Source organism: Treponema sp. Marseille-Q4130 (assembly GCF_014334325.1).
Lineage (GTDB): Bacteria > Spirochaetota > Spirochaetia > Treponematales > Treponemataceae > Treponema_D.
The window spans coordinates 172,824-199,148 of record NZ_JACSET010000006.1 but is presented as its reverse complement, the minus strand read 5'-3'; the positions used below and the strand labels follow the sequence as shown (position 1 = coordinate 199,148).

The window sequence follows — 26,325 nt, the reverse complement described above, 5'->3', positions numbered from 1 at the left end:
AGACAATATTTTGTTTATAAAATTATTTTCAGGGATGGACAATATACCGAAGAAAGGGAGTTTGATTTTCATAAATCAATAAAATTTGAATATAAAACCAATGGTACTTCAGAGAATCTTGTTGAGATTAACTATGAATTAAATTCAAAAGAAAAAAATAAATTCACAATTGATTGTACAAAATATAATGAAAAGGAAACTATCAGAAAAGAGTTAATGAGATACTTAGAAGATAATAATTTACTTGAAGAAGTAAATTATAAGCCAGAAGAAAAGACAGAAAATGAATAAGAAGCAAGAAATTCAAAATTCTTCAATATATGATTTATATTGGCAATTTGCTGTAAAAAGACAAGAGATCTTTTTTAATCGTATTAATAAAAAGTCTACTCCTTGGTCCGACGATCAGATTTTGCAAACATATAAATTCACCAATGTATATAGGGCAACCGATAGAGTCTCACAGTATTTAATCAACAATGTAATTTATAATGGTGAAAACTATTCCGATGAGGATACTGTTTTCAGAATCCTTTTATTTAAAATATTTAATAAAATAGAGACGTGGCAAAAAATTGAAAGTCACTTTAATAAGATTGATTATGGTTCTTTTGATGAAGAAAAATATGGAGCTTTTTTGGACGTTTTACAAGAAGCCGGAGAAAAAATATATTCAGCTGCATATATAATGCCATCTGGAACGACTTCATTTGGAAGTCCAAGAAAGCACAAGAATCATTTGGCATTTATAAAATATATGTTCAAGGATGGAATTGTAAAGAAAATATCTAATTGTAAAACTTTAGAAGACTTATATTTGCTGTTGCTTTCTTATCCGACAATAGGAAAGTTCCTTGCATTTCAATATGCTATCGATCTTAATTACAGCGAGATTTGTAATTTTGATGAAATGTCTTTTGTTGTGGCTGGGCCGGGAGCAAAACACGGAATAAAAAAATGTTTTCCTAGAATATGTTTATCTGATGAAGAGATAATTCATTATGCAGCAGAACATCAAGATGAAGAGTTTAAAAAGCGGGGATTAGATTTCAAGAGAATCGGAAACAGACCTTTACAACTTATAGATTGTCAGAATATTTTTTGTGAGTTAGATAAATATACACGAGTATCCAATCCAGAGTTTAATATTGGTCATTCGCGAATAAAGCAAAAATATGAATACATTGAAAAAAAAAGAATTGATTATAACTTTCCTCCTAAATGGCATTGTATTATAGAAAAATAGAGAGAGAAAAACGTTGGCAAACAAAAAGAATATTTTTGTAGCACATTGTGGTGAGCATGAAGAATTGATTTCAGATTTTAAATCAATGATGGAAAAAGAAGGCTTTTCCTTTAAAGATTCATCATTAACTTCTGAAAGGCCAAATAATGCTCATGATGAAAATTATATAAAATATTCAATCATAAAACCCAAAATGGAATGGGCAGGAACTGTTGTTGTTCTTATAGGAAAAGAAACTTCAAAGTCCGATTGGGTAAACTGGGAAATTGAGGAAGCTATAAAACTTGGGAAACAAGTTATCGGAGTTCATGTTTCAAAAGATTATAATTATGAAATTCCAGAAGGTCTGAAAGACTTTGCGGATTCCATTGTCCCATGGAATGGGAATGATATAAAAAAGGCCCTGGATGGTAATATTATATACAAAGATGCACATGGAACTTCTATTGCACTTGGAACAGCAATGAATCATGGGGAATGTTAAAATGAAATTATATACCTATGTGATTACACGTGATTTTGGTTTTGCCCCCAACCCATTTTATGGCTGTTGTACATTAGCGACTTGTAAACCTAGAATACGAAAAGCTGCCATAATAGGAGATTGGATTGTCGGCTTTGGAAGTTTTGCACAAGATAGTAAATTAAAAAATAGAATTATATTTGCGATGCAAGTAGAAGGAAAAATGACATTTGATGAATATTGGAATTCTGAACAATTTCTTCAAAAGCATCCATACTTGCAGGGCAGCTTAAAACAATGTTATGGAGATAATATTTACCATAAGATTAATGGAAAATATGTACAAGAAAATTCGCATCATAGTTATAAAGACGGAAATGAAAATATATACAATAAGAAACGAGATTTAAGTTGTGAATATGTGGTATATGGTCATACCTTTTGGTATTGGGGAAAAGATGCAATCTTATGTGATGTAAAATATAGACGTTTTGCGCCTGAATGTAGAAGTCACCGAGTTTTTGATTCTACAAATGATATTAGAGTAGGAAAATTTGTAGAATGGATTAAAAGTCAAGGTGATTGTGGCATTTATGGTTTTCCTAAAGAGTTTTCTGATGAATTCAAAAGATATGGAGGTGAAAAATAATGCTTTGTGGTGGACTCCGTACTCGCGGAATAACAAAAACATCAACAGATGGAAAACCTCTCATTACTGTTGTAACGGTTGTTTATAACGATGAATCTACATTAGAAAATACAATCCAAAGTGTTCTTAGCCAGACTTACGAAAATGTCGAATACATAGTGATAGATGGAGGCAGTAAAGACGGAACCATTGATATTATTAAAAAGTATGAGGATAAAATTGATTATTGGCAGAGTGAACCGGACAAAGGTATTTATGATGCGATGAATAAAGGGATTAGTCTTGCGAAGGGAGACTGGATAAACTTTATGAATGCAGGAGATGTGTTTTATAGTAAATATGTTTTAAAACAAGTATTTGAAAAAGATTATCCTGATGAAGTTTCAATTATTTATGGGGATTCGACATATATAAAACCTGATGGAACAGCAGTTACAGTTTTTGCAGATAGCTCAATTAAAACATTACTTTTTTCTCCATTGTATAGACACGGTGCATCGTTTGTGAAATCGATTTACCATAAAGAACACTTGTTTAATTTGGAAAGAAAAGATTGTGGGTTCGCATTGGATTTTTTGTTTATTCATTCAGCATATATTGACGGTTGTGTTTTTGAATATATTCCTGAAAATATCTTAGTTTGGGAATTTGACGGAGCCTCAGGTAATCGATATCTGCAAATAAAATATAATCATTTAATTTCAGGTTCTTCAAATTTAAAATATTATGTGCAGCTATTTAAGGCGTTTTTACAGCAGATAATAATTTTACACAAAGTTTATACTGTATTTTCTTTATTTTATCAGAATATGATTCTTAACGGTATTATAAACGTAGTACCCATCTGGATTATCAGAAAACTATTTTATTCTCTTAGCAGAATGTCATTGGGGAGAGGTTCTGTTATAAATATGTTTCAACATTTTATATCTCCTTCAAAAATACGGATTGGAAAGAATTGTCATATAAACAGATATTGTTTTCTGGATGGTAGAGGAGGAATTGCCATAGGAAATAATGTTTCCATTTCATATAAATCAGCAATAATAACAGGAAGCCATAACATGCAAAATAGTAAGTTTCCTGTAAAACTTGCTCCAATCGTTATTAAAGATTTTGCCTGGATAGGTTTTGGAACTACAATTTTGCAAGGTGTAAGGATCGGGAAAGGAGCTGTGGTATGTGCCGGAGCCGTTGTTACAAAAGATGTTCCTGATTATGGGATTGTAGCTGGCGTTCCTGCGAAAATAATTAATCAACGTATAACAAATTTAGATTATAAATGTTCCCCTAAGGATTTATTTTTATAAATGATAGCTCTTCCGTATATAACTCTAGTTCTTGTTTTTTTTCTCAGACATTATGCCTCAAATTCTGCATTGGTATATCAAAAATCTGAAAAATTGTTTATATACTTTATTTTGTGGATCTTCTTTGCATTTAGAGGATATATCTTTACTGATTGCTTTAATTATGCTTTTTTCTTTGACCATGTACCGAATATTTGGGAGATTATTAATAGTGATTATTTAAAATATACATGGTGGGAGCCTGGATATGTTTACTATTGTGGATTCTTAAAGTTGTTTACGAATGATTTTCTCACTTTCCAGATAATCGATGCAACTATAGATTTGTTTTTGTTACATAAAGCTTTGGAATATTTTGATTCTGAAAGAGCACTTAATATTGTGATTTTTCTTGCAATGTCAGGAATGATTGCATTTATAGATCTTTTTAGAAATATAAAAGCAATATTATTGTTTTTTAATGCACTAAGATATATAAACGAAAAAAAAGTTATCAAATATTATTTTTTATGTTTAATAGCAATATCTTTTCATAAATCGGCAGTAATTTATTTGATATGTTACCCTTTTTTTTGTATTAACATGTCAAGGAAATCATTTTTATATACAGGTATATTAAGTGTATTGGTAGCCTTTATATCACGACCTCTTTTTTTTATAGTTAATACTTTATTTGGCTCTATACTACCTCCAATAATACAAAAGGCAATTACATCTTATATGCTCGAGCAAAATAATTTTTCCGCAGCTAGGATGCTCACTTTTGGAGTTTTGGAAAAAATTATTACATTTTCCCTTGTATATATTAATTTTGAGAAATTTACAAAAGAAAAGATTGGAATAATAGCTATGAAATTATTTCTAATTTATTTTTCGCTATATTTTTTATTTTTTGGATTCAATGAGGTTTCAAATCGGGTTTCACTAATTTTTGTTTTTTGTTATTGGATAATAATTCCTTTGCTCATAAGAAAACAAACAAAGAAAAATCAGCTTATATATTCAATATGTATACTTTCATATTGCCTTTTAAAAATAAGTTTATATCATCAACCTGTACAAAGATATGAAAATTGGCTTTTTGGGGCTTCCTCTTATAAAGAGCGGCAAGCATACAATGAAACCTTTAAATAGAGTTTTACAATATTATGAATCTTTTATACATTTCTATTGCTAATGAATTATTCGCTACCGGTGGGATTATTTGTCGCAAAATTAATCGGCTGGCTCTAAAAAATAATACATTACAGTTTTCAGAATATTATATTACTTTAAGAAAAAGTAAGTTATCCAAAATTTATGATACTTTGCGTGGATATAAATGTGGTCTTACTAAAATGCATATAAATACAATAATAAGAAAAATTAATAAAGAAAAAATCGATATTGTTTTTATCGATACTTCTTTATACGGAAAACTTTCAAAAGGAATTAATAAAAGAACAACTGCAAAAGTTGTTACATTTTTCCATAATTGTGAGTATGAGATATATAAACAATCAATAAAAAGAAAAATAGTTTCAATTCCTTTGTTGCATTCTGTTTATATAAATGAATATTTTTCTTTGAAATATTCTGCAAGATGTGTTTTTCTTACCGAACGAGATAATAAAGATTGCATAAAAAGGTATGGTTTTATCCCAAACTCTTTTTTATCTCCTATCGCATTAGAAAATTATTATATTTTTAATAAAAAAAATATAATAAAAAAACCAAAAGAGTTGTTATTTGTCGGTTCATATTTTTTCCCTAATATTCATGGTCTTGTCTGGTTTATAAATAAAGTACTTCCGTATGTTGATTATAGGTTGACCATAATTGGAAGAGGGTTTGAAAAAGAAGAATTCCTGAAACAATTGAATGATAAGTCAAAAATTAATATAATGGGCTATGTCGATAGTTTAGATAAAGAATATGAACGTGCTGATATTGTTGTTCAGCCTGTTTTTGAAGGCTCCGGAATGAAAACAAAGACAGCAGAATGTTTAATGTATGGAAAGCCTTTAATATCAACTTCAGAGGGGCTTGTAGGATATATTAATGAATTGAAATATGTTTATAGATGTGATACTTCTGAAGAGTTTATAAATACACTAGTTGCATTGAAAAATACCGAACTTCCTTCTTTTTGTGAGAATCTACGAAAAATATTTGAAGAGTATTATTCTCTTAATGCAAGAACTGAAAATTATAAAAACCTAATAAAGGAAATAGAGAATGCGTAAGATTGTTTTTGTAGTTCCATCTTTGAAAACCGGTGGTGGGAATAGGGTTTTTTTTGAACTAGCAAATTGTTTATCGGCTCAATATGAAATTGATATTATTTATCCAAACAATAGTGATGAAGGAAACACTTTCAATGTAGAGTTTAAAATTCAAATCAAAACGATTGGAATAAAATCAAATTCAAAACTACAGAAAATACGAAATATAAAAAAGACAATTGCATTTGTGAATCAGAATTATAAAGATATTCCTATAATTGTTTCAGATCCTATTTTTTGTCTTTTTATCAAAGAATTTAAGGATAAACAAAATATCTATAGGTTCATACAAGCTGATGATTACTCTATTTTTGATCATAATCATATTTTTAATAACTTTGTACTTAAAAAGATTTATAAATTAATGTGCAAAAAATCATATAAAGAAAAAATTAATTATATTTTTAACTCAAAATTTACTTATGATGCATATCTGGAAATTTCAAGAAGAACGGATATTCCTTATAAACTTGTTTATCCAGCTGTAAATCACGAAATTTTTTGTAATCAGAATAATCCCATTCGCGAAAGCGGAAATTCCATTTGTGTCGTTGGTAGACGACACAAATGGAAAGGTCTAAAAACCTTTCAATTTGCATTAGAACAAATGCCGGAAGATATTTTAAGTTCAATAACCAATATCTATGTGATAAGTAATGATGATTTGTCTGAATTTCAGTTTCCAAAACAGGTACAAATTATTAAGCCCAAATCCGATACTGAAATTGCAGAATATTATAATAAATCAAATATTTTTGTCTCAACTTCATGGTGGGAAGGTTTCGGACTTCCTGGTCTTGAAGCCATGAGTTGTGGTTGCGCTGTGATTACAAGCGACAGCAAGGGATGCAGAGAATATGCTTTTGATAAGAAGAATTGTTTGTGTTTTGAACCTAAAAAAGTGAATCAATGTATTGCTTGTTTAATAAAATTGATTGAAAATCCTGATTTGCAAAAATCGCTTTCAAATCAAGCTGAAAAAGATTCGTTTGCTTTTTCTTGGCAAAACTCAGCAAAACAGCTGATAGGTATTATTATAAGGTAAACAATGTTAACAGTAAGTATTGTTCTTTTTAATACGCCTCGCATTCAGATTAATACAGTAATGAAATCACTTATTGATTCTTTGTGCGTTCATATTTTATATATAATTGATAATTCACCAAATGATAAATGGCGGATTTTAGAAAAAGAATATGTTGGATGTGGGATAGAAATTCGTTATATTCATAATATTAATCTTGGCTATGGTGCAAGCCATAATATCGCACTGCAGGAAGCAATCGAAGCAGGTGGCGATTATCATTTGGTATTGAACCCAGATATTTATTTTGAAGCAAATGTTCTGCCTGAACTACTTAGTTATATGAATTTAAATCTGGACGTCGGATATATCCTTCCTCGTGTGACATATCCAAATGGAGAATTGCAATATCTTTGTAAATTACTGCCGACACCATTTGATTTGATTTTTCGTAGATTTATGCCAAAGATAAAATGGATTACCAGCCTTAATAATCGATATGAGCTTCGCAATTCTGGCTATTATAAAATTATAAACCCACCGTGTTTAAGTGGATGTTTTATGTTTATGCGTCTTTCTACTCTCAAAAAAAATAATCTTTTTTTTGATGAAAGATACTTTATGTATTGTGAAGACTTTGATTTAATTAGAAGAATACACCGAGTAGCAAAAACCATTTACTTTCCTTGCGTAACCATCGTTCATAATCATGCAAAAGAAAGCTATAAAAATAAAAAAAATCTTATGATGCATATAAAAAGTGCTATAAGGTATTTTAACAAATTCGGTTGGGTATTTGATAATGAACGAAAAGCAATGAATAAAGCAATACTTATAGAATTACAAGAAAAATAGATTTGCAAATTACAGGAGATTATTACAATGTCAAACAAAATCGCCCTCATTACAGGAATAACAGGTCAGGACGGCTCTTTTCTTGCGGAATTTCTGCTTGAGAAGGGCTATGAAGTACACGGAATCATCCGACGCTCGTCATCATTCAATACAGGACGCATTGAACATCTTTATCTTGATGATGTTATTGAGGACATGCACAAAAACCGCAAAGTTTATCTTCACTATGGGGATCTTACAGATTCTGAAAGTCTTATCCGCTTAATTCGGGAAATAAAACCAACTGAAATCTATAACCTTGGTGCACAAAGCCATGTTCAAGTTTCTTTTGAAGTTCCTGAATACACTGCCGACTGTGATGCAACCGGTGTTTTGCGTATTTTAGAGGCGGTTCACTTTTTAGGTATGGAAAAAACTTGCCGTATTTATCAAGCATCTACATCAGAGTTATTTGGTAAAGTTCAAGAAGTTCCGCAAAAAGAAACAACTCCTTTTTATCCTCGCTCTCCGTATGCTGTTGCTAAGATGTACGGTTTTTGGATTATGAAAAATTATCGGGAAAGTTATAATATGTTCTGTGCTAATGGTATTTTATTTAATCATGAGTCGGAACGTCGCGGAGAAACTTTCGTAACTCGCAAGATTACACTTGCAGCAAGTCGTATCGCTCAAGGATTACAGAAAAAACTCTATCTTGGAAATTTGAATGCACTTCGAGACTGGGGATATGCAAAAGATTATGTAGAATGTATGTGGTTAATTTTGCAGCAAGATAAAGCTGATGACTTTGTGGTTGCTACTGGGGAACAGCATTCAGTACGTGAATTTTGTCAATATGCTTTTAGAGAAGCAGGTATTGAGCTTGAGTTTAAAGGTGATGGTTTAAATGAAAAAGGCTATAATAAAGCAAATGGAGATGTTCTTATAGAAGTTGACCCTAGATATTTCCGTCCTGCTGAAGTTGAAACCTTACTTGGCGATCCAACAAAAGCGAAAGAAATTCTTGGCTGGAATCCAACAAAAACGTCATTCCCTGAGCTCGTAAAATTAATGATGGGATATGATATGGAGTATGTAAAAGCTGAAAGAGTTTTGCATCAGAGATAGAAAATGAATCGGCTACTCAAATTTTTTCGAATGATAAATATAAAGTCAATCTATCTGAACTTTTATTTGTTACCATTCCATCAAGCTTATAAATTACCAATTCTTTTTTCTAAGAATCTTAAAATTTTGAGGATTCATAAAGGTAATATCGAGATTGATTCAAATATTGTAAAGACTGGAATGGTTCAAATAGGCTATGATAATGCAGGAATTATTGATAGTCGGTATCAGAGAAGTATTTTACAATTTTCTAGAACTGGTAAATTGATATTTCGGGGGGGGGGGGGTAAGACTGTGTTCTGGAACAAGGATTGTAGTTGGAGCTGAATCTAAAGTTATTATTGAAAATAATGTAACCGTTACAGGAAATACTTCACTTATTTGTTGCTGTGGCATAGAGATTGGTAGTGATACAATTATCAGTTGGGATTGTCTTATAATGGATACTGATTTTCATAAAATTATGGAGAATGGTAATGTAGTCAATGACGATAAGCCTGTTTATATAGGCTCCCATGTTTGGATTGGCTGTAGAAATACTATATTGAAGGGGTCATATATTCCAAAGGATGTTATTATTGCCGCCAACTCTACAGTTGCTAAGAAATTAAAAAAAAGTAATTGTATTTATGGTGGCACACCAGTTCGCTTGTTAAAAGAAAACGTAGAATGGGAAGGTTAATAGTATGTTAAAAAATGAAAAAATCTATGTAGCAGGACACAGAGGATTGGTAGGAGGAGCAATTGTTAGAGCTCTTAACGACAGAGGCTATACAAATATTATTACTCGTACACATAAGGAACTTGATTTATTAAACCAAAAAGCTGTATTCGATTTTTTTGCTTCTGAAAAACCTGACTATGTTTTTCTTGCAGCTGCTCATGTAGGAGGTATCGGTGCAAATTCAATCTATCCAGCTGATTTTCTTTATAAGAATATGGTTATAGGCTTCAATGTAGTTGAATCTGCTCGACTAAACGGTGTAAAAAAACTTATGAATCTTGGTTCGACTTGTATTTATCCAAAGATGGCCGAACAACCAATAAAAGAAGAAGCTTTATTGACAGGCTCTCTTGAGCCGACAAATGATGCCTATGCGTTGGCAAAAATAAGCGTAATAAAACTTTGTACGGCATATAACAAACAGTTCGGTACTAACTATTTAAGCGTTATGCCTACAAATCTTTATGGTCTTGGTGATAACTATGAATTACAGGGAAGCCACGTTTTTCCAGCAATGATTCGAAAATTCCATGAGGCTAAAGAAACTGGGAAAGATGTGGTACACCTATGGGGGGACGGCTCTCCGCTCCGTGAGTTTTTGTATGCGGGAGACCTTGCAGATGCGGTTGTATATCTTATGGAAAACAAGAATGCTAGTGATTTACGAACTCCTACAGGTGATTTTGTAAATGTGGGGACAGGGAAAGAATGCACGATAGCACAACTTGCAGAAACTGTTCGCGATGTGGTATATGCTGATGTAGCTTCCAGCGGTCGCACCTGTAAGATGGAATGGGATTCATCAAAACCTAATGGTACACCGCGTAAGCTGTGTGACGTAACACGATTGAATGCACTTGGTTGGAAAGCTAAGGTAGATGTGAAAGAAGGTGTGGAAATTAGTTATGATGACTTTTTGCATGGAGATGTAAGAAAATGATTGATTTTCTAGATTCTCTTCAAGGATTATGAAGTTCTAGTGTCTAATGAGTAAATATTGGTCTAATCGCGTCCATATACAAACCTCGAATTGACTTTTTAAAAAGTCGCAAAAAGCCCCGTGTTCGATAAGTCTATATATAGCAAGGAATTAGCAGTCGGGCAAGGCGGATTTGAACCGCCGACCTCTTGGTCCCGAACCAAGCGCGCTACCAACTGCGCTATTGCCCGTTCGTCGGTTTTTCCGGCGTGAAAAAAATACCCATTCCGCGGAATGGGTGGTTACGGGAGCGACGGGGCTCGAACCCGTGGTCTCCGGCGTGACAGGCCAGCGCGATAACCAGCTTCGCTACGCCCCCGTGATTTCCATACTATAGCATAATTTAATTTTTTATGTCAAGTACGTCGAACGCCTTTGAATTGAATCGGAGAATCGGTACAACGTTTTTTGGGTGCATAAAGGCGCCCGTATGCACGATGCGCCTACGCCCGACCGGAGCAACGCGGAGCGGCCGCCGGAGCGGATGCGAGGCGGCTGGAGCGGCTGCGGAATTGCGGAGGGCGGGATCGCAAAACGGTGTCGTCCGAATGCCTTCCGTCGAAGATGCGATGCGCGAGGTTTTGTTACGTCTCGCTTATTCCATCGTTTTCGGAATTATTAAATTCAATATGATGCCGACGACGGTCGAAAGCGCGACTCCGCCCAAGCTGAACACGAAATCGCTTCCGACGGTAAACTGTAAAATACCGCCGCCGATTCCGATGACCATGACGACCGACGAAATCGTCAGGTTGCGTTTGTCTTTATAATCGACGCCTTCTTCGACGAGGGTGCGCAAACCGCTGGATGCGATGAGTCCGTACAGGAGCATCGAAACGCCGCCGAGCACGGGGCCGGGGATCGTTTGAATGACGGCACCGAATTTTTGGCAAAATGACAGCACGAATGCGATGACCGCAGCCCCTCCGATAACCCACACGCTGTACACTTTCGTAATCGCCATAACGCCGATGTTTTCTCCGTATGTCGTGTTCGGCGGACCGCCCCACACTGCAGCCCACGCCGTCGCAAGGCCGTCGCCGACGAGCGTTCGGTGCAAGCCGGGGTCTTTCAAAAAATCCTTCCCGACGACACGGGATGTCGTAAGCGTATCGCCCAAGTGTTCGCAGATCGTAGCGAGCGAGACGATGACGAAGGTGAGTGAGGCGACGAAATTGAATTTCGGTGCGAGCCAAAAATACTTACCGGTCGCATCGGTTTGCAAAAACGGGAGCGCAAACCACTTCGCTTCGCGCACGACTGAAAAATCGATGACGCGGTATGCGGGGAAAAAGGCGCCCATGACGAGTGCGAAGATATAACCGCCGACAAGTCCGATCAATATCGAAATCGTGTTGAAAAACCCTTTCAAAAAAATTGTCGCGACTATGGCGATGCCGAGCGTTACGACTGCGATGCTCACGTATGCGAGCGAATAATCCTGCATCGCACCGCTTGATCCGACATACATCGCTTCTTTGATCGCGGTCGGCGCAAGGTTCATACCGATGACTACGATGACCGAGCCGATGACTACCGGAGGAAGCGCTTTGTCGATCCAGCCTTTGCCTGTAAATTTAATAATGAGTGCGACGACGCAGTAGAACAAACCTGCGCAAATCGCCCCTCCCATCGCATAGGCGGCGCCGTATTGCTCGCCGATTCCGATAAGCGCGGGGATGAAGGCAAATGACGAACCTAAAAATGCCGGCACTTTCGCTCCCGTAATGAGGATGTAGATGAGCGTTCCTGTACCCGCGGTAAAAAGCGCGGTCGACGGACTCAAACCCGTCAAAAGCGGCACGAGGATCGTCGCGCCGAACATGGCGAACACGTGCTGAAAGCTCAGCGGAATCCACTGCGCGAGCGGCGGTTTGTCGTGAGGTCCTAAAATTTTCGATGAATCCATAAAGAAACTCCCATAAAAACTTTTGCAGAAAGTTGCAACTTTCGAAAAAGTTTTTAGTCGTGCGCGCGAGCGCACACGTCAGATAATCGAGTTTGCAAAATAAAGTGTATCATATTCATACGTCTATCATCAAACAATACGCATACACATCTTCTGCAAACATCCGCGCAAACTCGAGGTAAAAAGCGACGGCGATAGTTTAGACGGCGCTTTTTACCATGTCTCCTGTGTGATACAAATCGGCACAGTATAGCATAAGCCTTTTTTTTTGAAAAGAATTTTTGCATTTAATTTTTGCATTTAACTTTCACATCGATTTTAACGATAAGATCTCCCTTGATAATAAGATTTCCTTCCGATTGACGCTCTCCCCCCGCTTCCGCTATAATGAATATTCGCACCGATAGGTGTGCTATTTTAGGACTTGGCCCCGTTCGGTTCGAGTTCTACGGAGGATTACAGTGGTCAAAATCAGACTGAAAAAGTTCGGTACGCAAAAACGTCCCTACTATCGCGTCGTTGTCATGGATGAGCGTTCTCCGCGCGACGGCCGGGCGATCGAAGAAATCGGTACCTATATGCCGATTGAAGCTGCGGAAAAGCAGATCAACATCAATGTCGAACGCGCAAAGTATTGGCTCGGAGTCGGTGCACAGCCGACGGACATCGTCGGTAAGCTGCTCAACAAACAGATCCGTTCCGCAAAGTGATTGCATCGAGGCGGTTGAATGGAAAAGGATTTAATCGAATATATTGCAAAGTCGCTTGTCGATGATCCTTCCGCGGTTTCGGTGACCGAAGCGGAGGGTGAACGCGGACCCGTTTTGCAGCTGAAAGTGGCTGAAAGCGATATCGGTAAAGTGATCGGCAAATACGGCCGTATCGCAAAAGCGATGCGCACGGTGTTGAGCGCATCGGCGGCAAGGGACGGAAATCATTACAGTCTCGACATCTTAGACTGAAAGGCAGATGAAAGATCAGCTTGCAGTCGGCTTTATCCGCGGTCCGCACGGGATTACGGGTGAATGTAAAGTGGAGAGTGCTTCCGGCGCGTACGATCATATCGTTTCGCTCAAGGATGTCACTTTACGGCACGGTGAGGAAACCGAACGGCGCAGAGTCGAATCTGCGGACTGGGGCGGTACCTGCGTGTTTATGAAATTGGCGGGGATCGATTCTCCCGATGCGGTACGAAAGTACAACGGATGGGAAGTGGTCGTACCGCGCGAGTGTGCCTATCCTTTGAAAAAGGGAGAATGGTACATCGATGATTTGAAAGATTGTTCTCTCGTATATGAGAGGAAAAACGGATCGGCGGCTTCGGCCGCGCCTGTCGAAACGATAGGCAAGATCACGGACGTATTGGAAGGCGGAGCGGCGCAGCTCTTGGAAGTGCGCATCTCCGAGGCTTGCAGCGTTCTTGCGGACGATGTCAAACGCACCGTTTCGGGAAAGCCGAAAACGGTCTATGTTCCTTTTACGGAGGAGCATATCGGCGCGGTCGATATCGAAGGCAAAACGGTGGAGCTGATGCACCTCTGGATTCTGGAGTGATTCCATGCAATTTACCGTGCTGACCTTATTCCCGGATATCCTGCGCGCGTACTTCGAAAATTCGATTATGGCGAAAGCGGTTGAAAAGGGAATTATTTCCTGCGTCTTGACGGATATCAGGGATTTTGCCCGCGATAAACACCGTTCCTGTGACGACGGTCCGTACGGCGGCGGCGCGGGGCAGCTTATGCTTGCGGAGCCGCTCGGAGAAGCGCTCGACAGCGTAGAGGCGTACAAAAAGCGCGTCATCTATGTGACGCCCGGAGGAAAGCCTTTTACGCAGGCGAAAGCGCTTGAGTTGAGCCGCGAAAGCGAAATCGTCATTATCTGCGGACGGTACGAAGGGATCGACCAGCGGATAATCGATCGATATGTCGACGAAGAGATTTCGATCGGGGATTACGTTATGTCGAGCGGAGAGGTTGCAGCGGAAGTCGTCATCGACACGGTGTACCGCCTGATCGACGGCGTCATTTCGGCGGAATCGCTCGACGAAGAAAGTTATTCGGGCGGGTTGCTTGAATATCCGCAGTATACGCGGCCGCAAAATTATCGGGGAGAAGAAGTACCCGAAGTGCTGCGGTCGGGAAACCACGAAGCGATACGCGCGTGGCGGCTGCGGAAGAGCGTTGCGAAAACGCTTGCCAATCGGCCGGATTTGATCGCGTCTGCGCGTAGCGCGGGTACGCTTTCATCGGAAGCCGAGAAAATTATTAAGGAAATTACGGAGCAGGTTTCGCTTAAAACCGCCGGAAAAAAGAAGCGGGCGAAACGGACTCGGGAAGCTGGAGACTGAGATGGATATCATTAAGGGTATTGAAGAAAAACAAAAGCGCGCGAGCGCCATGGGATTTAATGTCGGCGATACGGTAAAAGTTTTCTTTAAAATCGTCGAAGGCAAAACGGAACGCATTCAAGTGTACGAAGGTGTCGTCATCGCGAAAAACGGCGGCGGTACGCGGGAAACGTTCACTGTTCGCAAAGAGTCGTACGGCGTCGGAGTCGAGCGCGTATTCCCGATGCACTCGCCGCGTATTACAAAAGTCGAAATCGTGCGTCCGGGCAAAGTCCGCCGTGCAAAACTCTATTACCTCCGCGATGCAGTCGGTAAAGCGAAGCGCATTAAAACGCGCGTCGGCGGAAACATCGCCGCGGCTCTTGCCGAACGCAACGCGCGAGCCGATGCGGCCGCTGCAGCTCAGGAAGCCGCAATAAAAGAAGAGCAAAAAGAAGAACATGCAGCGGAAGCGGCTGAAAAAGCGAAAAAGAAATAATGTGTCGCTTCTGAAAACTCAAGCGGTTTTTAGAAGCGGATAGGGCTGTCTCAAAAGTCGCTTACTTTTTCGACAGCTCCTCGATAATTTTTCCGGCGCATGGATACGATTTCTCGCGTATATGTTCAGACGGCTTCCCTTTCCGGTATGCCGAACCGGCACGAGCTTCGCGAAGGGGATGTCGTTTCCGTGCGCATCCTTTCGCAGACGGGACAGAACTCGTATATCGCTTCTTTTGCAGGCGGCAGGTTTTCCGTTACGTCGGAAAGACCGTTTGTGCAGGGTGCCCTTTTTTCAGCTTCCGTTTCTCTCAAAGACGGAACGCTCGTCCTTTCACCGCTTATGGACGATGCCCCCTTTTCAAACGAACATCTCGTAACGACGTTTTCGACGGCGCTCAACCCCGACGGAACGCTCTCCGATGCGGAACTCGTCCGCTATTTCACTTCGCTCAATCTTCCACCCGATTCTGTCACAGCAGCTCTTTTTGCCGCGATGCAGTCGCTCGGCATGAAATTCGACGAGAGAATTTTTAACGATGCGCGCCGCATCGCGCTGGCTTTTCCCCGGCGTGAAAAAGAAGCCGCGGAAGCGGCTCTGCTTTTGGAGCAAAAAGGCATCCCCATGGGAAAAGATGCCGTCGCCGCTATCGTCGGTGAAAACGAAAAGAGCGATAAGGACTCCGAAGGAGACGCCGCATCGCAAAGCGGCGCTCGGGCAGAGAAAGGAGAGGCGGACGGAAAGAGAGGGATCGATACGGATCGGCCGCTGAAAGCGCTCGTTTCCGAAGTCGAAGCGGAAGTTCGGCGATTTTTTTGCGGCATGCTGTCGGGAAAGAGAGCTGCAAACGGCGCGGTGCAGGGCAAAACCGCAACGATCGACACTGAGGCGTCCGATGCGGCATACGATGTAAGAGCGGAGCGCGCGCTTGAACAACGCGAATCTGGTGTCCTCACTCTTTTCAATCACCGCGGGTTTTCTTCCGGCGCGGGCTGGATTCAGATCCCTTTCGAGATTTCGTTCGACGGCGGGGCAAAGACGGGAAGCGGCGTTCTCCGTTTTTTTACGGATGTGCGACAAAAAAAAGCGGAAAAATGTACGGTGACGCTCGATTTCGGTGGGCAATTTTATTATTTTGTGATATACTTACAGAAAGGGCGCGTGCTTTACGCTGTACAGGGCACGGACTCTGCAGATGAAAGCGCGGCGCTCGAAAAAGCGCTCGAAGCGGCGTTCGGCGGAAAATCGTTCAGTGTCGAACGCTCGGACGGCAGCGCGCTTTCAGGGTTTTACGAAAAAAGCCGTATTTCCGTTGTCAGAGGCAGCGTATGAAAAAAGCGGTTGCGCTGAAATATCCCGAAGGAGCGCCTTCGCCTTTTATAACGGCATCGGCTCGCGGCGAAGCTGCGGAAAGGCTTGCCGCAATCGCAAAAGAGCAGGGCATCGCCGTCGTCGAAAATGCGAACCTCGCCGATGTTTTGACGCTCGGAGAAATCGGCTCGTATGTGCCGGAAGAGACCTGGGGCGTGCTTGCGGGGATATTCGCCTTTGTGCTGCACGCACAGGCTAAAAACGATAAAAGGACATCTTAAAAAAATCGATCGGATTTTTAAGGGACGAAACTTATTGAAGGTTCGATTTCGAGTGATGCTTTCAAAACTCGAGGTTCAGCCTAAAAAATACGAGGGGGTTGTATGGCAGGTTTTTTAAAACTTACGCAAAACGATATCAAAGAAGGTATGCGCTTTTCCGCGCCGATATTTTTCGACGACGGAAAAAATATGTTTCTCGCCGCGGGAAAGCCGGCAAAGCCGTATCATCTTGCGGCGCTCAAAACATGGAACATCCCGTTTTTGCTCACCGTCGGGCACGTCCTTTCGCAGGCCGAAATCGATGCGCAAACGAACGCGAACCTCGAAGATGTGGACGAACTCGAACCCATTGACGACGATACACCGGTAAACGCGTGACGCAAAGCGAAAATCGTCAGTCGTTCGAAGCGGGTTCGATCTTCCTGTGAGCGATTCAAAAAAATCGATCGGAAAAGCCGGAGAAGAAAAAGCTGCGCGTTATTTGACCGAAAAAGGTTATTCGATCGTGGCGCGGAATTGGCAGACAAAAAGCGGCGAAATCGATATAATAGCTTTGTCGAACGACGTGCTCGTTTTTGCCGAAGTGAAGACGCTTCCGAACGGAAACGCCGATATGCTTTCGCACGTACTCGACGGCCGGAAACAAAAAAAAATTATAGAAACGTCTAAACGTTTTCTCTCAAACAATCGACAATATAGTAAGTACTATATCAGATACGATGTGATTGTTGTGGATATGCCGTCTTTGCCGGCCGTATATCACATTGAAAACGCTTTTTCGGAGCTTGTATGATTTCCGGTCTGAAAACAACTACTCTCGTTCTCGAAAAACAAAAAGCGGATATACCGCCCCGCCTGCTCGCGCTGCGGGAAATGATTCGGGACGCGGAGTATATCGATACGGCCGTACAGAGGATCGCTCAGGTTATCAGCAAAAAATTGATTGAAAATCCTGAAGACGATCCGCTGTTCATGGAATAACGGGAGACACCATGGGAAAGAATGCAAAGCGGGGACGCGGCAGGCGGGATTGGAAAAATCAAAATACGCAAAACGCGCGCACCGGCGGCAAACAGGCCGATGATAAAAATGTGAAAATTCGAGAGGCTGCTATTCAGCGCCATCTCTATGACAATATAGCCGATCAAAAGAAAAAAGACGAAGCGATCCGTGAACTCAAGCAGCGCCGCGTCGTGTGTCCCGTATGCGGAAAAGATATCGAAGATATGGCAAGCGCCGTCATCGATAAAGCGTCGGGAAATCCGGCGCACTTCGATTGCATTTTGGAGCAGCTGAATAAAACGGAAACGCTCGGTGAAAACGAAAGGATCGCATATATCGGTCAGGGACGCTTTGCGCTTTTGCGCTACGAAGATCCGCGCGACGTAAAATCATTTAAAATTATTAAAACGATAGAGTGGGAAGGACGCGACGCAAAACTTCCGTGGCGAAGCGAACTGAGCAGCCTCTACAGCCAAGTCTAGCGCGTACAAGCGCCGCACCGAGTTACAAAATATCACCTGTCCTCGATATCGTCGTATCAAAACGCCGCATCGAGTTATTTACAAAAACCGACATACAAGTTATAGTGTAATGTATGTGTCGCCAGGATGGTGGAATTGGTAGACACAAGGGACTTAAAATCCCTCGGCAGTTAAATGCCGTGCCGGTTCGATTCCGGTTCCTGGCAAAAAATCTTTATGTTTTCGGATACTCATTTTCATTTTTTCAAGATGTGCGAACGCACAGGCGGCGACGGCGCGGAAATCCTTTCCGAAATGGCAAAGCGCAATTGTTTTTTTGCGCTCGATATCGGCACGGAAAGCGGCGATTTGTCTGCGCGCAAAGCCGCATTGGAAAAAGCGCTTTCGCTCGTAAGCGGAGAACTGCAAAAAAATGTCCGGCGCATGCTGCATTACACTGCGGGCTTGTGGCCCTCTCCCGATGCGATTGTTCATCGAAAAGAATTTGTCGAAGCGCTTGAAAAAGATATCGCTTCCTTTCCTGAAAAAATAGCGGCTGTCGGAGAGTGCGGCATCGACCGGCATTGGAATCCGGCCGCCGACGGAAAATGTGAAAGCGATTCCGATCGGGCGATGAGGGAAGGGGAGTGCGAGCTTTTTGAAATGCAGATCGCCCTTGCAAAAAAACTCAATGTGCCGGTCGTCGTACACAGCCGCGACGGTTTTGAAGATACGTATCGATGCATAAAAAATTCGAAATACGACAGAGGGATCATCCACTGTTTTTCGTACGGCATCGAAGAAGCGCGCGCCTTTCTCGACTGCGGCTGGCACATCAGTTTCAGCGGTTCGGTTACGTACGCAAAGCGCGGCAACGCGGACGAAATGCAAAAGCTTTTGAACTACATTCCCTCGGACAGGATCCTCTGCGAAACCGATTCCCCGTACCTCGCTCCCGTTCCGTACCGCGGCAAAACGAATACGCCGCTCTTTGTCGAACACGTTTACCGTTATATCGCAAAAGCGCGAAATGTAAGTCCCGAAACGCTGAGCGAAACCGTCGATGAAAACTGCCGCCGCCTCTTTGCGTTCGAACGATAGCGCGGGACGGCATCGCGCACAGCGTATTTGTCGCATTTCATCGCTCTTGACGCGCCGACTTCTCTCGTGATATGCTCATAAAACTGGCATTTTTGTCAAATTTTAATAAAATGAAGGGGCTATACAATGTCGTTTATTCCTTTTTTAATGGGCGCAGCCGAAGGCGGAGCGGCCGGCGGTGCGTCGACAACCGGCGGTTTTATGTCATCGATCGTGATGATGGTGCTGCTCGTCGTTATTTTCTATTTTTTCCTTATCCGCCCGCAGAGCAAAAAACAAAAAGAAACGCAGAAAATGCTCGACGCGCTGAAAAAAGGCGATAAAGTCGTTACGATAGGCGGCATTCACGGCGTCGTTTCTTCGGTTGATGAAAAAAACGTCATCGTGAAAGTGGACGATGCGACAAAGATCAAATTTACGCGGAGCGCTATCGCCGCAATAGAAAATCCCGAAGCTCCTGCAAAAGACGCGAAAAAATCTTCCGACGCCGATGCGGAAAAATCTTCGGAAAAACCTTCAGAGGAAAAGAAATAAAACGGAGCTGTCAGCATGAATAAACGTACTCGTTTTGTAATCCTGCTTGCGGTGCTTGCCGTTTGTTTCGCTTTTTTGTGGCCGTCGATCAGCTGGTACTACGGCACGCCGAAAGAGATGAAAGCGCTCGCACTCGGTTCGCTGCAGAGCATTAAAGATTACGCGACCGTAAAAGCGTCCGACGACGTAAAGGCCTTTACGGATGCGGCGCGAAAAGATCCGAACGCTCAGCTCGACGAATCCTACGGCTGGATAAAAAAGATCGTCGCGCGGAACTATAAAAATATGGGTGCGAAAGTGCCGTCACCTTTGACGAAAAGCGCGGTGCTCAACGCATTTTCGAGCGAACAGGAATTTCGAGAGGCGGTGCAGGCCCGCTACCGCGACGCCATTTTAAAAGCGAAAAAGCAATATCAAAATTCGGTAAAGCTCGGACTCGATCTGTCCGGCGGTATGAACATCATCGTCAAAGCCGATTTGAACGCCGCCGTAAAAAATCAGGAAGGTGCCGATACGGCCGAATCGAGCGCGACGCTCAAAGCGAACGCGATGCAGCAGGCGATCGACTCGCTTTCGAGCAGGATCGACCGCTTCGGTCTTACGTCTCCGGTGATCCGTCAGCAGGGTGAAGACCGCATCTATATCGAAATACCGGGAGCGGCTGAAGCGGATGCGATCAATACGATCATCATGGGAAAGGGCATTTTGAATTTCCGTCTCGTCGACGATGCGGCAACTCAGGCGTTTAATAATTATTATCTGCAAAATCCCGGAAACGTCTTCGCTTCAGACGGTACGCTGCTTGACGCTTCCGTCGTGCCCGCCGACTGTGAAGTGCTCGGTCTTTATCAAAACGACGACTACGGTCTTGAAGACCGGATCGGCTGGCTTGCAGTAAAAAAAGAAATCGCGCTCGACGGTCGGCATATCAAATCGGCGGAAGTCGGTTCGAGCAATTTAACGAACCGCCCCGAAGTCGATTTCGTGCTTGACGGCGACGGTGCCGTGATTTTCGGCGAGTTTACATCGGCTCACGTCGGCGAGCGGCTTGCCATCGTAAACGACAACAGAATCCGCTCGGCGGCGACAATCAACGACGCGATCACCGGCGGCCGCGTTGCGATAACGGGTTTCAATCTCGAAGAAGCTCAGACGCTGCAAAAAGTGCTGCAGACGGCGTGGCTTTCCGTGCCGCTTTCGGTCGAAAGCCAGCAAGTCATCGGCGCCTCTCTCGGGCAGAAGGCGAAGCGGATGGGCATCATCGCAGTGTTGGTCGGTCTCGGCGCAATCATGTTTTTTATGCTCGTCTACTATAAAGGTGCGGGCGTGAACGCGTGCGTCGCGCAGATTCTCAACCTCTACATCATGTTTTCGGTGCTCTCGGCGTTCAATATGACGATTACCCTTTCGAGCATCGCCGGTATGATTTTGACCATCGGTATGGCGGTCGATGCGAACGTTATCATTTTCGAGCGCATCAAAGAAGAGCTTTCCGACGGCAAAGGACGTACGGCTGCGATCGCCGCAGGTTTCCGCAATGCGTTTTGGGCGATCATGGACTCGAATATTACGACCTTTATCGCGGCGATGTTCCTGTCTCAGCTCGGCAGCGGCGCGATTCAGGGCTTTGCGGTCAGCTTGGCGATCGGTGTCGTCTCTTCGGTATTTACCGCCTTGTTCGTATCGCACCTCATGTTCGATTTCAATACCGACGTGTTCCGCAAAAATACCGTGAGCATCAGCTGGAGGGTAAAATAATGACGCGAAAGACGATACATTTCAGCAAAGGTTTCCTTCCGTGTGCGGTCATCAGCGCGGCGATCATCGTTTCGGGCATTGCGGGATTTTTTATACGCGGCATCAATTTCGGTCTCGACTATCGTCCCGGTTTGCTCGAAGAAGTGCGCATTGCGCCCGCCGTTTTGGACGTGAGTTATTCCGGCAGCGCGAACGTCAGCCTCGACATGAGCGGTGAGGGGATCGATGTCGTCATAAGCGGAACGGGTTCGGAAAACAAAACAGAAAAGCTTTCGTTTGCCGCAAACCGAACGGTTTCCGATCTCGCATCTCACCTCAATGCGATCGACGGAATCCGCGCGCAAGTCAATTCGAACGCATCTTCTTCGACGGCGGATTTGTTCGTCGATACGAACGCGTCGAACAAGCTTTCGTCGACTCCGTACCGTTTGTATTCCGCCGGAAAAATCGATGTCGCCGTTTCGCAAGTGCGCGAAGCGCTTTCGTCGGTCGAAGGCATTTCGATTCAGCAGCTCGGTGCGGGAGAAGCGGCGAGTTTTCAAATCCGCATGGCCGATAAGGGCGACGGAAAATCGAGCGCCGATCTGCAAAATACGGTTTTGACGAATCTGAAAAACAAATTCGGAAATGACAACGTAGTCGTCGTCCGTACCGATTTTATCGGTTCGAATTTTTCGCGCGCGATTGCAGTGCAGTCGATCATCGTGCTTGCCTTTGCTATCGTGCTTATATGGCTGTATGCGACGATCCGCTTTCACTGGGATTTCGCGCTCGGCTCCGTGCTCGCGCTCATCCACGACTCGCTTATCATGATAACGTTTATCGTGTGGTCGCAGATGGAATTTTCGACGATGACGGTAGCGGCGATTTTGACGATTGTCGGTTATTCGATCAACGCGACGATCGTTATCCTCGACCGTGAACGCGCGCTTTTGCCGATCATGCGGGACACGAAAAAATTTACCGACATTATCGATCAGGCGCTCACCGATACGCTGAGCCGTTCTATCATCACGACGGTGACGACGATGTTTGCTGCGGCATCCCTCTACGTGTTTACGCAGGGCGATATCAAAAACTTTGCGCTCGCACTTCTTGTAGGACTTGTCAGCGGCTGTTATTCGTCCATATTTATTTCGAGCGGATTTATTGCCGCGACGCGAAAAAGTTGGAAGCCCGAATACGGCATTCACCATTCGCTGAAACTCCAAAAAGGCGTGTTCGACGTCGGAGTAAGCGTGTAAGCGCATTTTATTGATACAGTTTTGAAAAATACCGCGCGGGAATGCGCGGTATTTTTTTTATGACGATTGGATGCGTGAGACGGTTATTTATACTGTGTATCTCGCGCGACGCTAAAAACCTGCAGTCGAAATTTCCTTATCGCGTCATTTGTTTTTGTGCGTGCGGTGTACTAAATTCGCCGTTCAAGCTATACTGCCTCTATGACTGTCATCCGCTCCGATGTCCTCGGCTGTTGTTTCGGTGTGCGCCATGCCCTCGATGCGGCGCAAAAGGCGCTTTCGGACAATCCCGGAAAAAAAGTATATACGCTCGGTCCGCTCATCCACAATCGTCTCGCCCTCGAAGCGCTTGAAAAGCAGGGGCTTTCGGTGCTCGGCGAAAACGATGCCGAAAAAGCCGAATGCGGCAGCGTCGTCATCATCCGCGCGCACGGCGTGCCGCCTGAAACGATCGAAACGCTTCAAAGGCGGAACTGTACGGTCGTCGATGCGACCTGTACCCGCGTTACCGAAAGCCAAAAACTTGCCGCCTCTTCCGCGCAAAAAGGCTGCACGGTAGTGTTTGCGGGCGATGAAAAACACGGCGAAGTGGCAGGCATTGCGGGCTATGCGAAAGAGCGTTTCGTGCTCGTGCAAAGCGCGGAAGAAGCCGAGATTCTCCCGCTTTCGGAAAATGAAAAAGCGGTGCTCCTTTCTCAGACGACGTTCAGCAAAACGGAATTCGAAAAAATTGCGGAATTGTTAAAACGAAAGTGTCCCTCGCTCACCGTCATAAATACGATTTGCCCTGCGACGAAAGCAAGGCAGGATGCGCTTTTAAAGCTCTGTCCGAACGTGGACGGCGTACTCGTTGTCGGCGGAAAAAACAGCGCGAATACGAAGCGGCTTTTGCTTGCCGCAAGAGCACAATCGTGCCGCGCCGATTTGATTGAAACGGCGGATGAGATTCCGAGCGATTATTTTAAAATGAAAAGGGTCGGCATTACCGCCGGAGCGAGTACGCCCGATTACATAATCGATGAAGTCGAAGCTTCTCTTACGGGGTGCAAAGATGCGCAGTAAAAAAAAATATACTGCGGCTATAATCGGCACGGGGAGGATCGGTTTTACGCTCGGTTTCGATAAAAAGCGCGAACAGCCGGCAAGCCACACGGCATCTCTCCTCAAAAATCCCCGCATACGCATCATCGCGGGCTGCGACACCGATGCCGAAAAACTTGCGGCGTGGAAACGGTACTGCAAGGGGGCGGCGTCTTATCATACGACAAGCTATCTCTTTGCCGCATGCAGTCCCGATATCGTCGTCGTTGCGGTCAACGAAAGCGCGCATTTGGAAGTAGCGCTCGAAGCGATACGGACTAAGCCGAAATTAATAATTTTGGAAAAGCCCGTCGCGCTCTCCGTGAAAGACGGACTTGCGATCGCGGACGAAGCGAAAAAATACGGCGTACCCGTACTCGTAAATCACGAGCGGCGTTTTGCCGACGATTATGCGGCAGCAAAATCCTACATAAAAAAAATCGGCGCTCTCCAGCGCGTGCGTGCCGAACTCTGCTCCGGTCTTCGCGTCTACGGAAAAAAATACGAAGCCTCCGGCGAATACAGTCTCTTTCACGACGGCACGCACCTCGTCGATATCGTGCAGTATTTGCTGGCAGGCGATCCGAACGTCGCGGATACGGAGAGGAGGCGGAGCATACTGTACAATATGTCGATTACGGGAATACATCGCGATGAAAGCGATCCTTCGGTCGTGCAAAATCTCTCCGCGCATTTTGCATCCGATGTCTGTTCCGACATCACGCTTACGATGAGCGGGCGCTCGCGTTTTTTTTCGTTCGGTGTCGACATACTCGGAACCGAAGGGGCCGTCGCGATCGGAAACGGTTACGCGAAATTTTACCGGCGCGAAAAGGCGAAGCTGTACACGGGATTTTATTCGCTTGCCGAAGATAAAAAAGTTTCCGCGCCGAAAAAGACACGCTGCTTTTCGAATATGGTGAAAAGCTGCGTCGATTTCCTCGACGGAATGGCTCCGCTCAAATCGACGCTTGAAGACGGATTGCAGACTCTCGACATCCTCGAGCGGATCCGTGCGGAACTCGGCACATGAGATGTATGCTCAGCGCGATGTTTTCAAAACGCTTCGCTCTTTCCGGCGGAGGATCGCTTCTTCGATCAGCAATTCGGTGAGGCAGGTAAAACTCAAGCCTTCGCTTTCGCAGGCTTTCGGAAACATGCTGATAGCCGTAAAGCCCGGCATCGAATTGATTTCGTTGAGATAGATTTCGCCCGAGTCTTTGTCGAGAAAAAAATCGATACGGCTCAAACCCGATGCGTCGACGATTTTGTATGCGTTCAGTGCGGTGTTTCTGATTTTTTCGCGGAGGCTTTCGCTTATGTCCGCCGGTATGCGAACGCCGTCGCTGTCTTTGTATTTTGCGTTGTAATCGTAAAACTCGTGCGTCAAAACGATTTCACCCGGTCCGTATACGCTAACGCTTTCGCGCACGCCTTCCGCTGCCGTCGTATTGCCGGTGACGGCGCATTCGAGTTCTCGGGCGTTTATCGCCTTTTCGATGAGCACTTTATCGTCCCACAAAAAAGCGTCCGCGAGTGCGAGTGAAAGCGCCTTTGCGTTTTCCGCTTTCGCCGCTCCGTTCGAAGAGCCCGCCGCGGATGGCTTTACAAAAAGCGGAAAGCCGAGCGTACTGACGGCTTTTTCTACGAGCGCATCGTACGCGCGCGAATCGAGGACATCCGCTCTTCGAATCGTAACGTAGGGGACGACGGGAATGCCCGCCGCCTGAAGGACGACCTTTGTTTTTTCTTTATCCATCGTGAGCGCGCTCGATGCGACGGAGCAGCCGACATAGGGGATGTCCGCCGTTTCGAAGAGTCCCTGAACGGTGCCGTCTTCGCCGTTCGTACCGTGAAGGACTGCGAACGCGACGTCGATGTTGAATGATTTGCCGCCTGCCGAAAAGGCCGCATTTTTCATTCCGGGTGCGACCCTTATTTCAGCGCCTTCTTTTTCCGTTACCTTAAGCGCCGCCTTTGCGTCGGCTCTCACGCGGTCGAGTTCGGCATCGTCCTGTAAAAACCATCGTCCGTCTTTTGTGATGCCGATGAGAATGATTTTATGCTTTTTGTCGATGTGCCGCGCGACCGCCGCACCCGACATGAGCGATACTTCGTGTTCGCCGCTTTTTCCGCCGTAAATAAGTGCTATCGTCATAGAGTGAGTATAACACTTTCGGTGCAGCGCGGGAATG

At 43.7% G+C, this 26,325-nt stretch carries 30 protein-coding genes, 3 tRNA genes and 1 pseudogene; 30 read left to right on the top strand and 4 right to left on the bottom strand.

The window, feature by feature from the left end:
• The 12 genes from H9I36_RS08395 to H9I36_RS08340 form a co-directional block, all read left to right on the top strand.
• A partial coding sequence (locus H9I36_RS08395; RefSeq protein WP_187384902.1) for a hypothetical protein occupies positions 1-291 on the top strand: 291 nt, incomplete at its 5' end.
• On the top strand, positions 284-1,246 hold the full coding sequence (locus H9I36_RS08390) for a nucleotide kinase domain-containing protein (RefSeq protein ID WP_187384901.1): 963 nt from the start codon (positions 284-286) through the stop codon (positions 1,244-1,246). The genes H9I36_RS08395 and H9I36_RS08390, both read left to right, overlap by 8 nt.
• A gap of 13 nt (positions 1,247-1,259) precedes the next feature.
• On the top strand, positions 1,260-1,730 hold the full coding sequence (locus tag H9I36_RS08385; protein WP_187384900.1) for a TIR domain-containing protein: 471 nt from the start codon (positions 1,260-1,262) through the stop codon (positions 1,728-1,730).
• Position 1,731: 1 nt separating this feature from the next.
• Positions 1,732-2,358 (top strand): Nmad2 family putative nucleotide modification protein, encoded by a 627-nt coding sequence (locus H9I36_RS08380; RefSeq protein ID WP_187384899.1) that lies wholly within the window; start codon positions 1,732-1,734, stop codon positions 2,356-2,358.
• The gene (locus tag H9I36_RS08375; RefSeq protein WP_187384898.1) at positions 2,358-3,668 is read left to right on the top strand and encodes a glycosyltransferase; all 1,311 of its coding nucleotides are present in this window, start codon (positions 2,358-2,360) and stop codon (positions 3,666-3,668) included. Before H9I36_RS08380 ends, H9I36_RS08375 begins: the two co-directional genes overlap by 1 nt.
• Positions 3,669-4,802 (top strand): EpsG family protein, encoded by a 1,134-nt coding sequence (locus tag H9I36_RS08370; protein WP_222864669.1) that lies wholly within the window; start codon positions 3,669-3,671, stop codon positions 4,800-4,802.
• Between the two features lie 14 nt (positions 4,803-4,816).
• The gene (locus tag H9I36_RS08365; RefSeq protein WP_187384896.1) at positions 4,817-5,893 is read left to right on the top strand and encodes a glycosyltransferase; all 1,077 of its coding nucleotides are present in this window, start codon (positions 4,817-4,819) and stop codon (positions 5,891-5,893) included.
• Entirely contained in the window at positions 5,886-6,977 is a 1,092-nt protein-coding gene (locus H9I36_RS08360; protein ID WP_187384895.1) for a glycosyltransferase family 4 protein, read from the top strand. Before H9I36_RS08365 ends, H9I36_RS08360 begins: the two co-directional genes overlap by 8 nt.
• Positions 6,978-7,037: 60 nt before the next feature.
• On the top strand, positions 7,038-7,811 hold the full coding sequence (locus tag H9I36_RS08355; protein WP_255422708.1) for a glycosyltransferase: 774 nt from the start codon (positions 7,038-7,040) through the stop codon (positions 7,809-7,811).
• 27 nt (positions 7,812-7,838) lie between these two features.
• On the top strand, positions 7,839-8,918 hold the full coding sequence (gene gmd / locus H9I36_RS08350; RefSeq protein ID WP_187384893.1) for a GDP-mannose 4,6-dehydratase: 1,080 nt from the start codon (positions 7,839-7,841) through the stop codon (positions 8,916-8,918).
• Between the two features lie 439 nt (positions 8,919-9,357).
• Positions 9,358-9,600, top strand: coding sequence for an acyltransferase (locus H9I36_RS08345; RefSeq protein WP_187384892.1), 243 nt, complete (start codon positions 9,358-9,360; stop codon positions 9,598-9,600).
• A 4-nt stretch (positions 9,601-9,604) separates the two neighbouring features.
• Positions 9,605-10,582, top strand: coding sequence for a GDP-L-fucose synthase family protein (locus tag H9I36_RS08340; protein ID WP_187384891.1), 978 nt, complete (start codon positions 9,605-9,607; stop codon positions 10,580-10,582).
• Positions 10,583-10,739: 157 nt separating this feature from the next.
• Here H9I36_RS08340 and H9I36_RS08335 read toward each other — a convergent pair.
• The 3 genes from H9I36_RS08335 to H9I36_RS08325 form a co-directional block, all read right to left on the bottom strand.
• Positions 10,740-10,812: transfer RNA gene (locus tag H9I36_RS08335), tRNA-Pro, on the bottom strand.
• A 54-nt stretch (positions 10,813-10,866) separates the two neighbouring features.
• Positions 10,867-10,940: transfer RNA gene (locus tag H9I36_RS08330), tRNA-Asp, on the bottom strand.
• 276 nt (positions 10,941-11,216) lie between these two features.
• On the bottom strand, positions 11,217-12,530 hold the full coding sequence (locus H9I36_RS08325; RefSeq protein WP_187384890.1) for a solute carrier family 23 protein: 1,314 nt from the start codon (positions 12,528-12,530) through the stop codon (positions 11,217-11,219).
• Between the two features lie 461 nt (positions 12,531-12,991).
• Between H9I36_RS08325 and rpsP the strand changes: the two genes are divergently transcribed.
• The 18 genes and pseudogenes from rpsP (at position 12,992) to H9I36_RS08235 (ending at position 25,163) form a co-directional block, all read left to right on the top strand.
• Positions 12,992-13,240, top strand: coding sequence for a 30S ribosomal protein S16 (gene rpsP / locus H9I36_RS08320; protein ID WP_187384889.1), 249 nt, complete (start codon positions 12,992-12,994; stop codon positions 13,238-13,240).
• A gap of 18 nt (positions 13,241-13,258) precedes the next feature.
• Complete coding sequence (locus H9I36_RS08315) at positions 13,259-13,492, top strand: KH domain-containing protein (protein ID WP_016521604.1); 234 nt, start codon at positions 13,259-13,261, stop codon at positions 13,490-13,492.
• Between the two features lie 7 nt (positions 13,493-13,499).
• On the top strand, positions 13,500-14,084 hold the full coding sequence (gene rimM, locus H9I36_RS08310; RefSeq protein ID WP_187384888.1) for a ribosome maturation factor RimM: 585 nt from the start codon (positions 13,500-13,502) through the stop codon (positions 14,082-14,084).
• 4 nt (positions 14,085-14,088) lie between these two features.
• Positions 14,089-14,880, top strand: a complete 792-nt coding sequence (gene trmD / locus H9I36_RS08305; RefSeq protein WP_016521602.1) for a tRNA (guanosine(37)-N1)-methyltransferase TrmD — start codon at positions 14,089-14,091, stop codon at positions 14,878-14,880.
• A 1-nt stretch (position 14,881) separates the two neighbouring features.
• Positions 14,882-15,220, top strand: a pseudogene (gene rplS, locus H9I36_RS08300) (50S ribosomal protein L19); the annotation flags it as partial.
• Between the two features lie 237 nt (positions 15,221-15,457).
• Positions 15,458-16,690 (top strand): hypothetical protein, encoded by a 1,233-nt coding sequence (locus H9I36_RS08295; RefSeq protein ID WP_187384886.1) that lies wholly within the window; start codon positions 15,458-15,460, stop codon positions 16,688-16,690.
• Positions 16,687-16,950, top strand: coding sequence for an EscU/YscU/HrcU family type III secretion system export apparatus switch protein (locus H9I36_RS08290; RefSeq protein ID WP_187384885.1), 264 nt, complete (start codon positions 16,687-16,689; stop codon positions 16,948-16,950). Before H9I36_RS08295 ends, H9I36_RS08290 begins: the two co-directional genes overlap by 4 nt.
• A 102-nt stretch (positions 16,951-17,052) precedes the next feature.
• Positions 17,053-17,328, top strand: coding sequence for a phosphohydrolase (locus tag H9I36_RS08285; protein WP_187384884.1), 276 nt, complete (start codon positions 17,053-17,055; stop codon positions 17,326-17,328).
• A 46-nt stretch (positions 17,329-17,374) separates the two neighbouring features.
• Positions 17,375-17,743 (top strand): YraN family protein, encoded by a 369-nt coding sequence (locus tag H9I36_RS08280; protein WP_187384883.1) that lies wholly within the window; start codon positions 17,375-17,377, stop codon positions 17,741-17,743.
• On the top strand, positions 17,740-17,931 hold the full coding sequence (locus tag H9I36_RS08275) for a hypothetical protein (protein WP_187384882.1): 192 nt from the start codon (positions 17,740-17,742) through the stop codon (positions 17,929-17,931). Before H9I36_RS08280 ends, H9I36_RS08275 begins: the two co-directional genes overlap by 4 nt.
• 11 nt (positions 17,932-17,942) lie before the next feature.
• Entirely contained in the window at positions 17,943-18,434 is a 492-nt protein-coding gene (locus H9I36_RS08270; protein WP_187384881.1) for a hypothetical protein, read from the top strand.
• A 120-nt stretch (positions 18,435-18,554) separates the two neighbouring features.
• Positions 18,555-18,640 (top strand) — tRNA-Leu (locus tag H9I36_RS08265).
• Positions 18,609-19,514, top strand: coding sequence for a TatD family hydrolase (locus tag H9I36_RS08260; protein WP_370586961.1), 906 nt, complete (start codon positions 18,609-18,611; stop codon positions 19,512-19,514). Before H9I36_RS08265 ends, H9I36_RS08260 begins: the two co-directional genes overlap by 32 nt.
• Positions 19,515-19,640: 126 nt before the next feature.
• On the top strand, positions 19,641-20,048 hold the full coding sequence (yajC, locus tag H9I36_RS08255; RefSeq protein WP_187384879.1) for a preprotein translocase subunit YajC: 408 nt from the start codon (positions 19,641-19,643) through the stop codon (positions 20,046-20,048).
• A gap of 15 nt (positions 20,049-20,063) precedes the next feature.
• Positions 20,064-21,806, top strand: coding sequence for a protein translocase subunit SecD (gene secD, locus H9I36_RS08250; protein WP_187384878.1), 1,743 nt, complete (start codon positions 20,064-20,066; stop codon positions 21,804-21,806).
• Entirely contained in the window at positions 21,806-23,050 is a 1,245-nt protein-coding gene (gene secF, locus H9I36_RS08245; RefSeq protein WP_187384877.1) for a protein translocase subunit SecF, read from the top strand. The genes secD and secF overlap by 1 nt, the downstream gene beginning before the upstream one ends.
• Before the next feature lie 201 nt (positions 23,051-23,251).
• The gene (gene ispH / locus H9I36_RS08240) at positions 23,252-24,112 is read left to right on the top strand and encodes a 4-hydroxy-3-methylbut-2-enyl diphosphate reductase (RefSeq protein WP_187384876.1); all 861 of its coding nucleotides are present in this window, start codon (positions 23,252-23,254) and stop codon (positions 24,110-24,112) included.
• Positions 24,102-25,163, top strand: a complete 1,062-nt coding sequence (locus tag H9I36_RS08235) for a Gfo/Idh/MocA family protein (RefSeq protein WP_255422707.1) — start codon at positions 24,102-24,104, stop codon at positions 25,161-25,163. The genes ispH and H9I36_RS08235 overlap by 11 nt, the downstream gene beginning before the upstream one ends.
• 9 nt (positions 25,164-25,172) lie before the next feature.
• On the opposite strand, the gene H9I36_RS08230 is transcribed toward H9I36_RS08235, so the two are convergent.
• A complete protein-coding gene (locus H9I36_RS08230) occupies positions 25,173-26,288 on the bottom strand; it encodes a D-alanine--D-alanine ligase family protein (protein WP_187384874.1) in 1,116 nt (371 codons plus the stop codon).
• Positions 26,289-26,325: the final 37 nt, after the last annotated feature.

Bases quoted from the DNA above. Each gene is read 5' to 3' on its own strand.
- H9I36_RS08345 (WP_187384892.1), top strand. From the start codon at position 9,358: ATGGATACTGATTTTCATAAAATTATGGAGAATGGTAATGTAGTCAAT.
- yajC (WP_187384879.1), top strand. From the start codon at position 19,641: ATGTCGTTTATTCCTTTTTTAATGGGCGCAGCCGAAGGCGGAGCGGCC.
- secF (WP_187384877.1), top strand. From the start codon at position 21,806: ATGACGCGAAAGACGATACATTTCAGCAAAGGTTTCCTTCCGTGTGCG.
- H9I36_RS08375 (WP_187384898.1), top strand. From the start codon at position 2,358: ATGCTTTGTGGTGGACTCCGTACTCGCGGAATAACAAAAACATCAACA.
- H9I36_RS08380 (WP_187384899.1), top strand. From the start codon at position 1,732: ATGAAATTATATACCTATGTGATTACACGTGATTTTGGTTTTGCCCCC.
- secD (WP_187384878.1), top strand. From the start codon at position 20,064: ATGAATAAACGTACTCGTTTTGTAATCCTGCTTGCGGTGCTTGCCGTT.
- H9I36_RS08370 (WP_222864669.1), top strand. From the start codon at position 3,669: ATGATAGCTCTTCCGTATATAACTCTAGTTCTTGTTTTTTTTCTCAGA.
- H9I36_RS08285 (WP_187384884.1), top strand. From the start codon at position 17,053: ATGGCAGGTTTTTTAAAACTTACGCAAAACGATATCAAAGAAGGTATG.
- gmd (WP_187384893.1), top strand. From the start codon at position 7,839: ATGTCAAACAAAATCGCCCTCATTACAGGAATAACAGGTCAGGACGGC.
- trmD (WP_016521602.1), top strand. From the start codon at position 14,089: ATGCAATTTACCGTGCTGACCTTATTCCCGGATATCCTGCGCGCGTAC.
- H9I36_RS08360 (WP_187384895.1), top strand. From the start codon at position 5,886: ATGCGTAAGATTGTTTTTGTAGTTCCATCTTTGAAAACCGGTGGTGGG.
- H9I36_RS08390 (WP_187384901.1), top strand. From the start codon at position 284: ATGAATAAGAAGCAAGAAATTCAAAATTCTTCAATATATGATTTATAT.
- H9I36_RS08315 (WP_016521604.1), top strand. From the start codon at position 13,259: ATGGAAAAGGATTTAATCGAATATATTGCAAAGTCGCTTGTCGATGAT.
- H9I36_RS08235 (WP_255422707.1), top strand. From the start codon at position 24,102: ATGCGCAGTAAAAAAAAATATACTGCGGCTATAATCGGCACGGGGAGG.
- H9I36_RS08275 (WP_187384882.1), top strand. From the start codon at position 17,740: ATGATTTCCGGTCTGAAAACAACTACTCTCGTTCTCGAAAAACAAAAA.
- H9I36_RS08230 (WP_187384874.1), bottom strand. From the start codon at position 26,288: ATGACGATAGCACTTATTTACGGCGGAAAAAGCGGCGAACACGAAGTA.
- ispH (WP_187384876.1), top strand. From the start codon at position 23,252: ATGACTGTCATCCGCTCCGATGTCCTCGGCTGTTGTTTCGGTGTGCGC.
- H9I36_RS08295 (WP_187384886.1), top strand. From the start codon at position 15,458: ATGGATACGATTTCTCGCGTATATGTTCAGACGGCTTCCCTTTCCGGT.
- H9I36_RS08290 (WP_187384885.1), top strand. From the start codon at position 16,687: ATGAAAAAAGCGGTTGCGCTGAAATATCCCGAAGGAGCGCCTTCGCCT.
- rimM (WP_187384888.1), top strand. From the start codon at position 13,500: ATGAAAGATCAGCTTGCAGTCGGCTTTATCCGCGGTCCGCACGGGATT.
- H9I36_RS08340 (WP_187384891.1), top strand. From the start codon at position 9,605: ATGTTAAAAAATGAAAAAATCTATGTAGCAGGACACAGAGGATTGGTA.
- H9I36_RS08270 (WP_187384881.1), top strand. From the start codon at position 17,943: ATGGGAAAGAATGCAAAGCGGGGACGCGGCAGGCGGGATTGGAAAAAT.
- H9I36_RS08325 (WP_187384890.1), bottom strand. From the start codon at position 12,530: ATGGATTCATCGAAAATTTTAGGACCTCACGACAAACCGCCGCTCGCG.
- H9I36_RS08355 (WP_255422708.1), top strand. From the start codon at position 7,038: ATGAAATCACTTATTGATTCTTTGTGCGTTCATATTTTATATATAATT.
- H9I36_RS08260 (WP_370586961.1), top strand. From the start codon at position 18,609: ATGCCGTGCCGGTTCGATTCCGGTTCCTGGCAAAAAATCTTTATGTTT.
- H9I36_RS08365 (WP_187384896.1), top strand. From the start codon at position 4,817: ATGAATCTTTTATACATTTCTATTGCTAATGAATTATTCGCTACCGGT.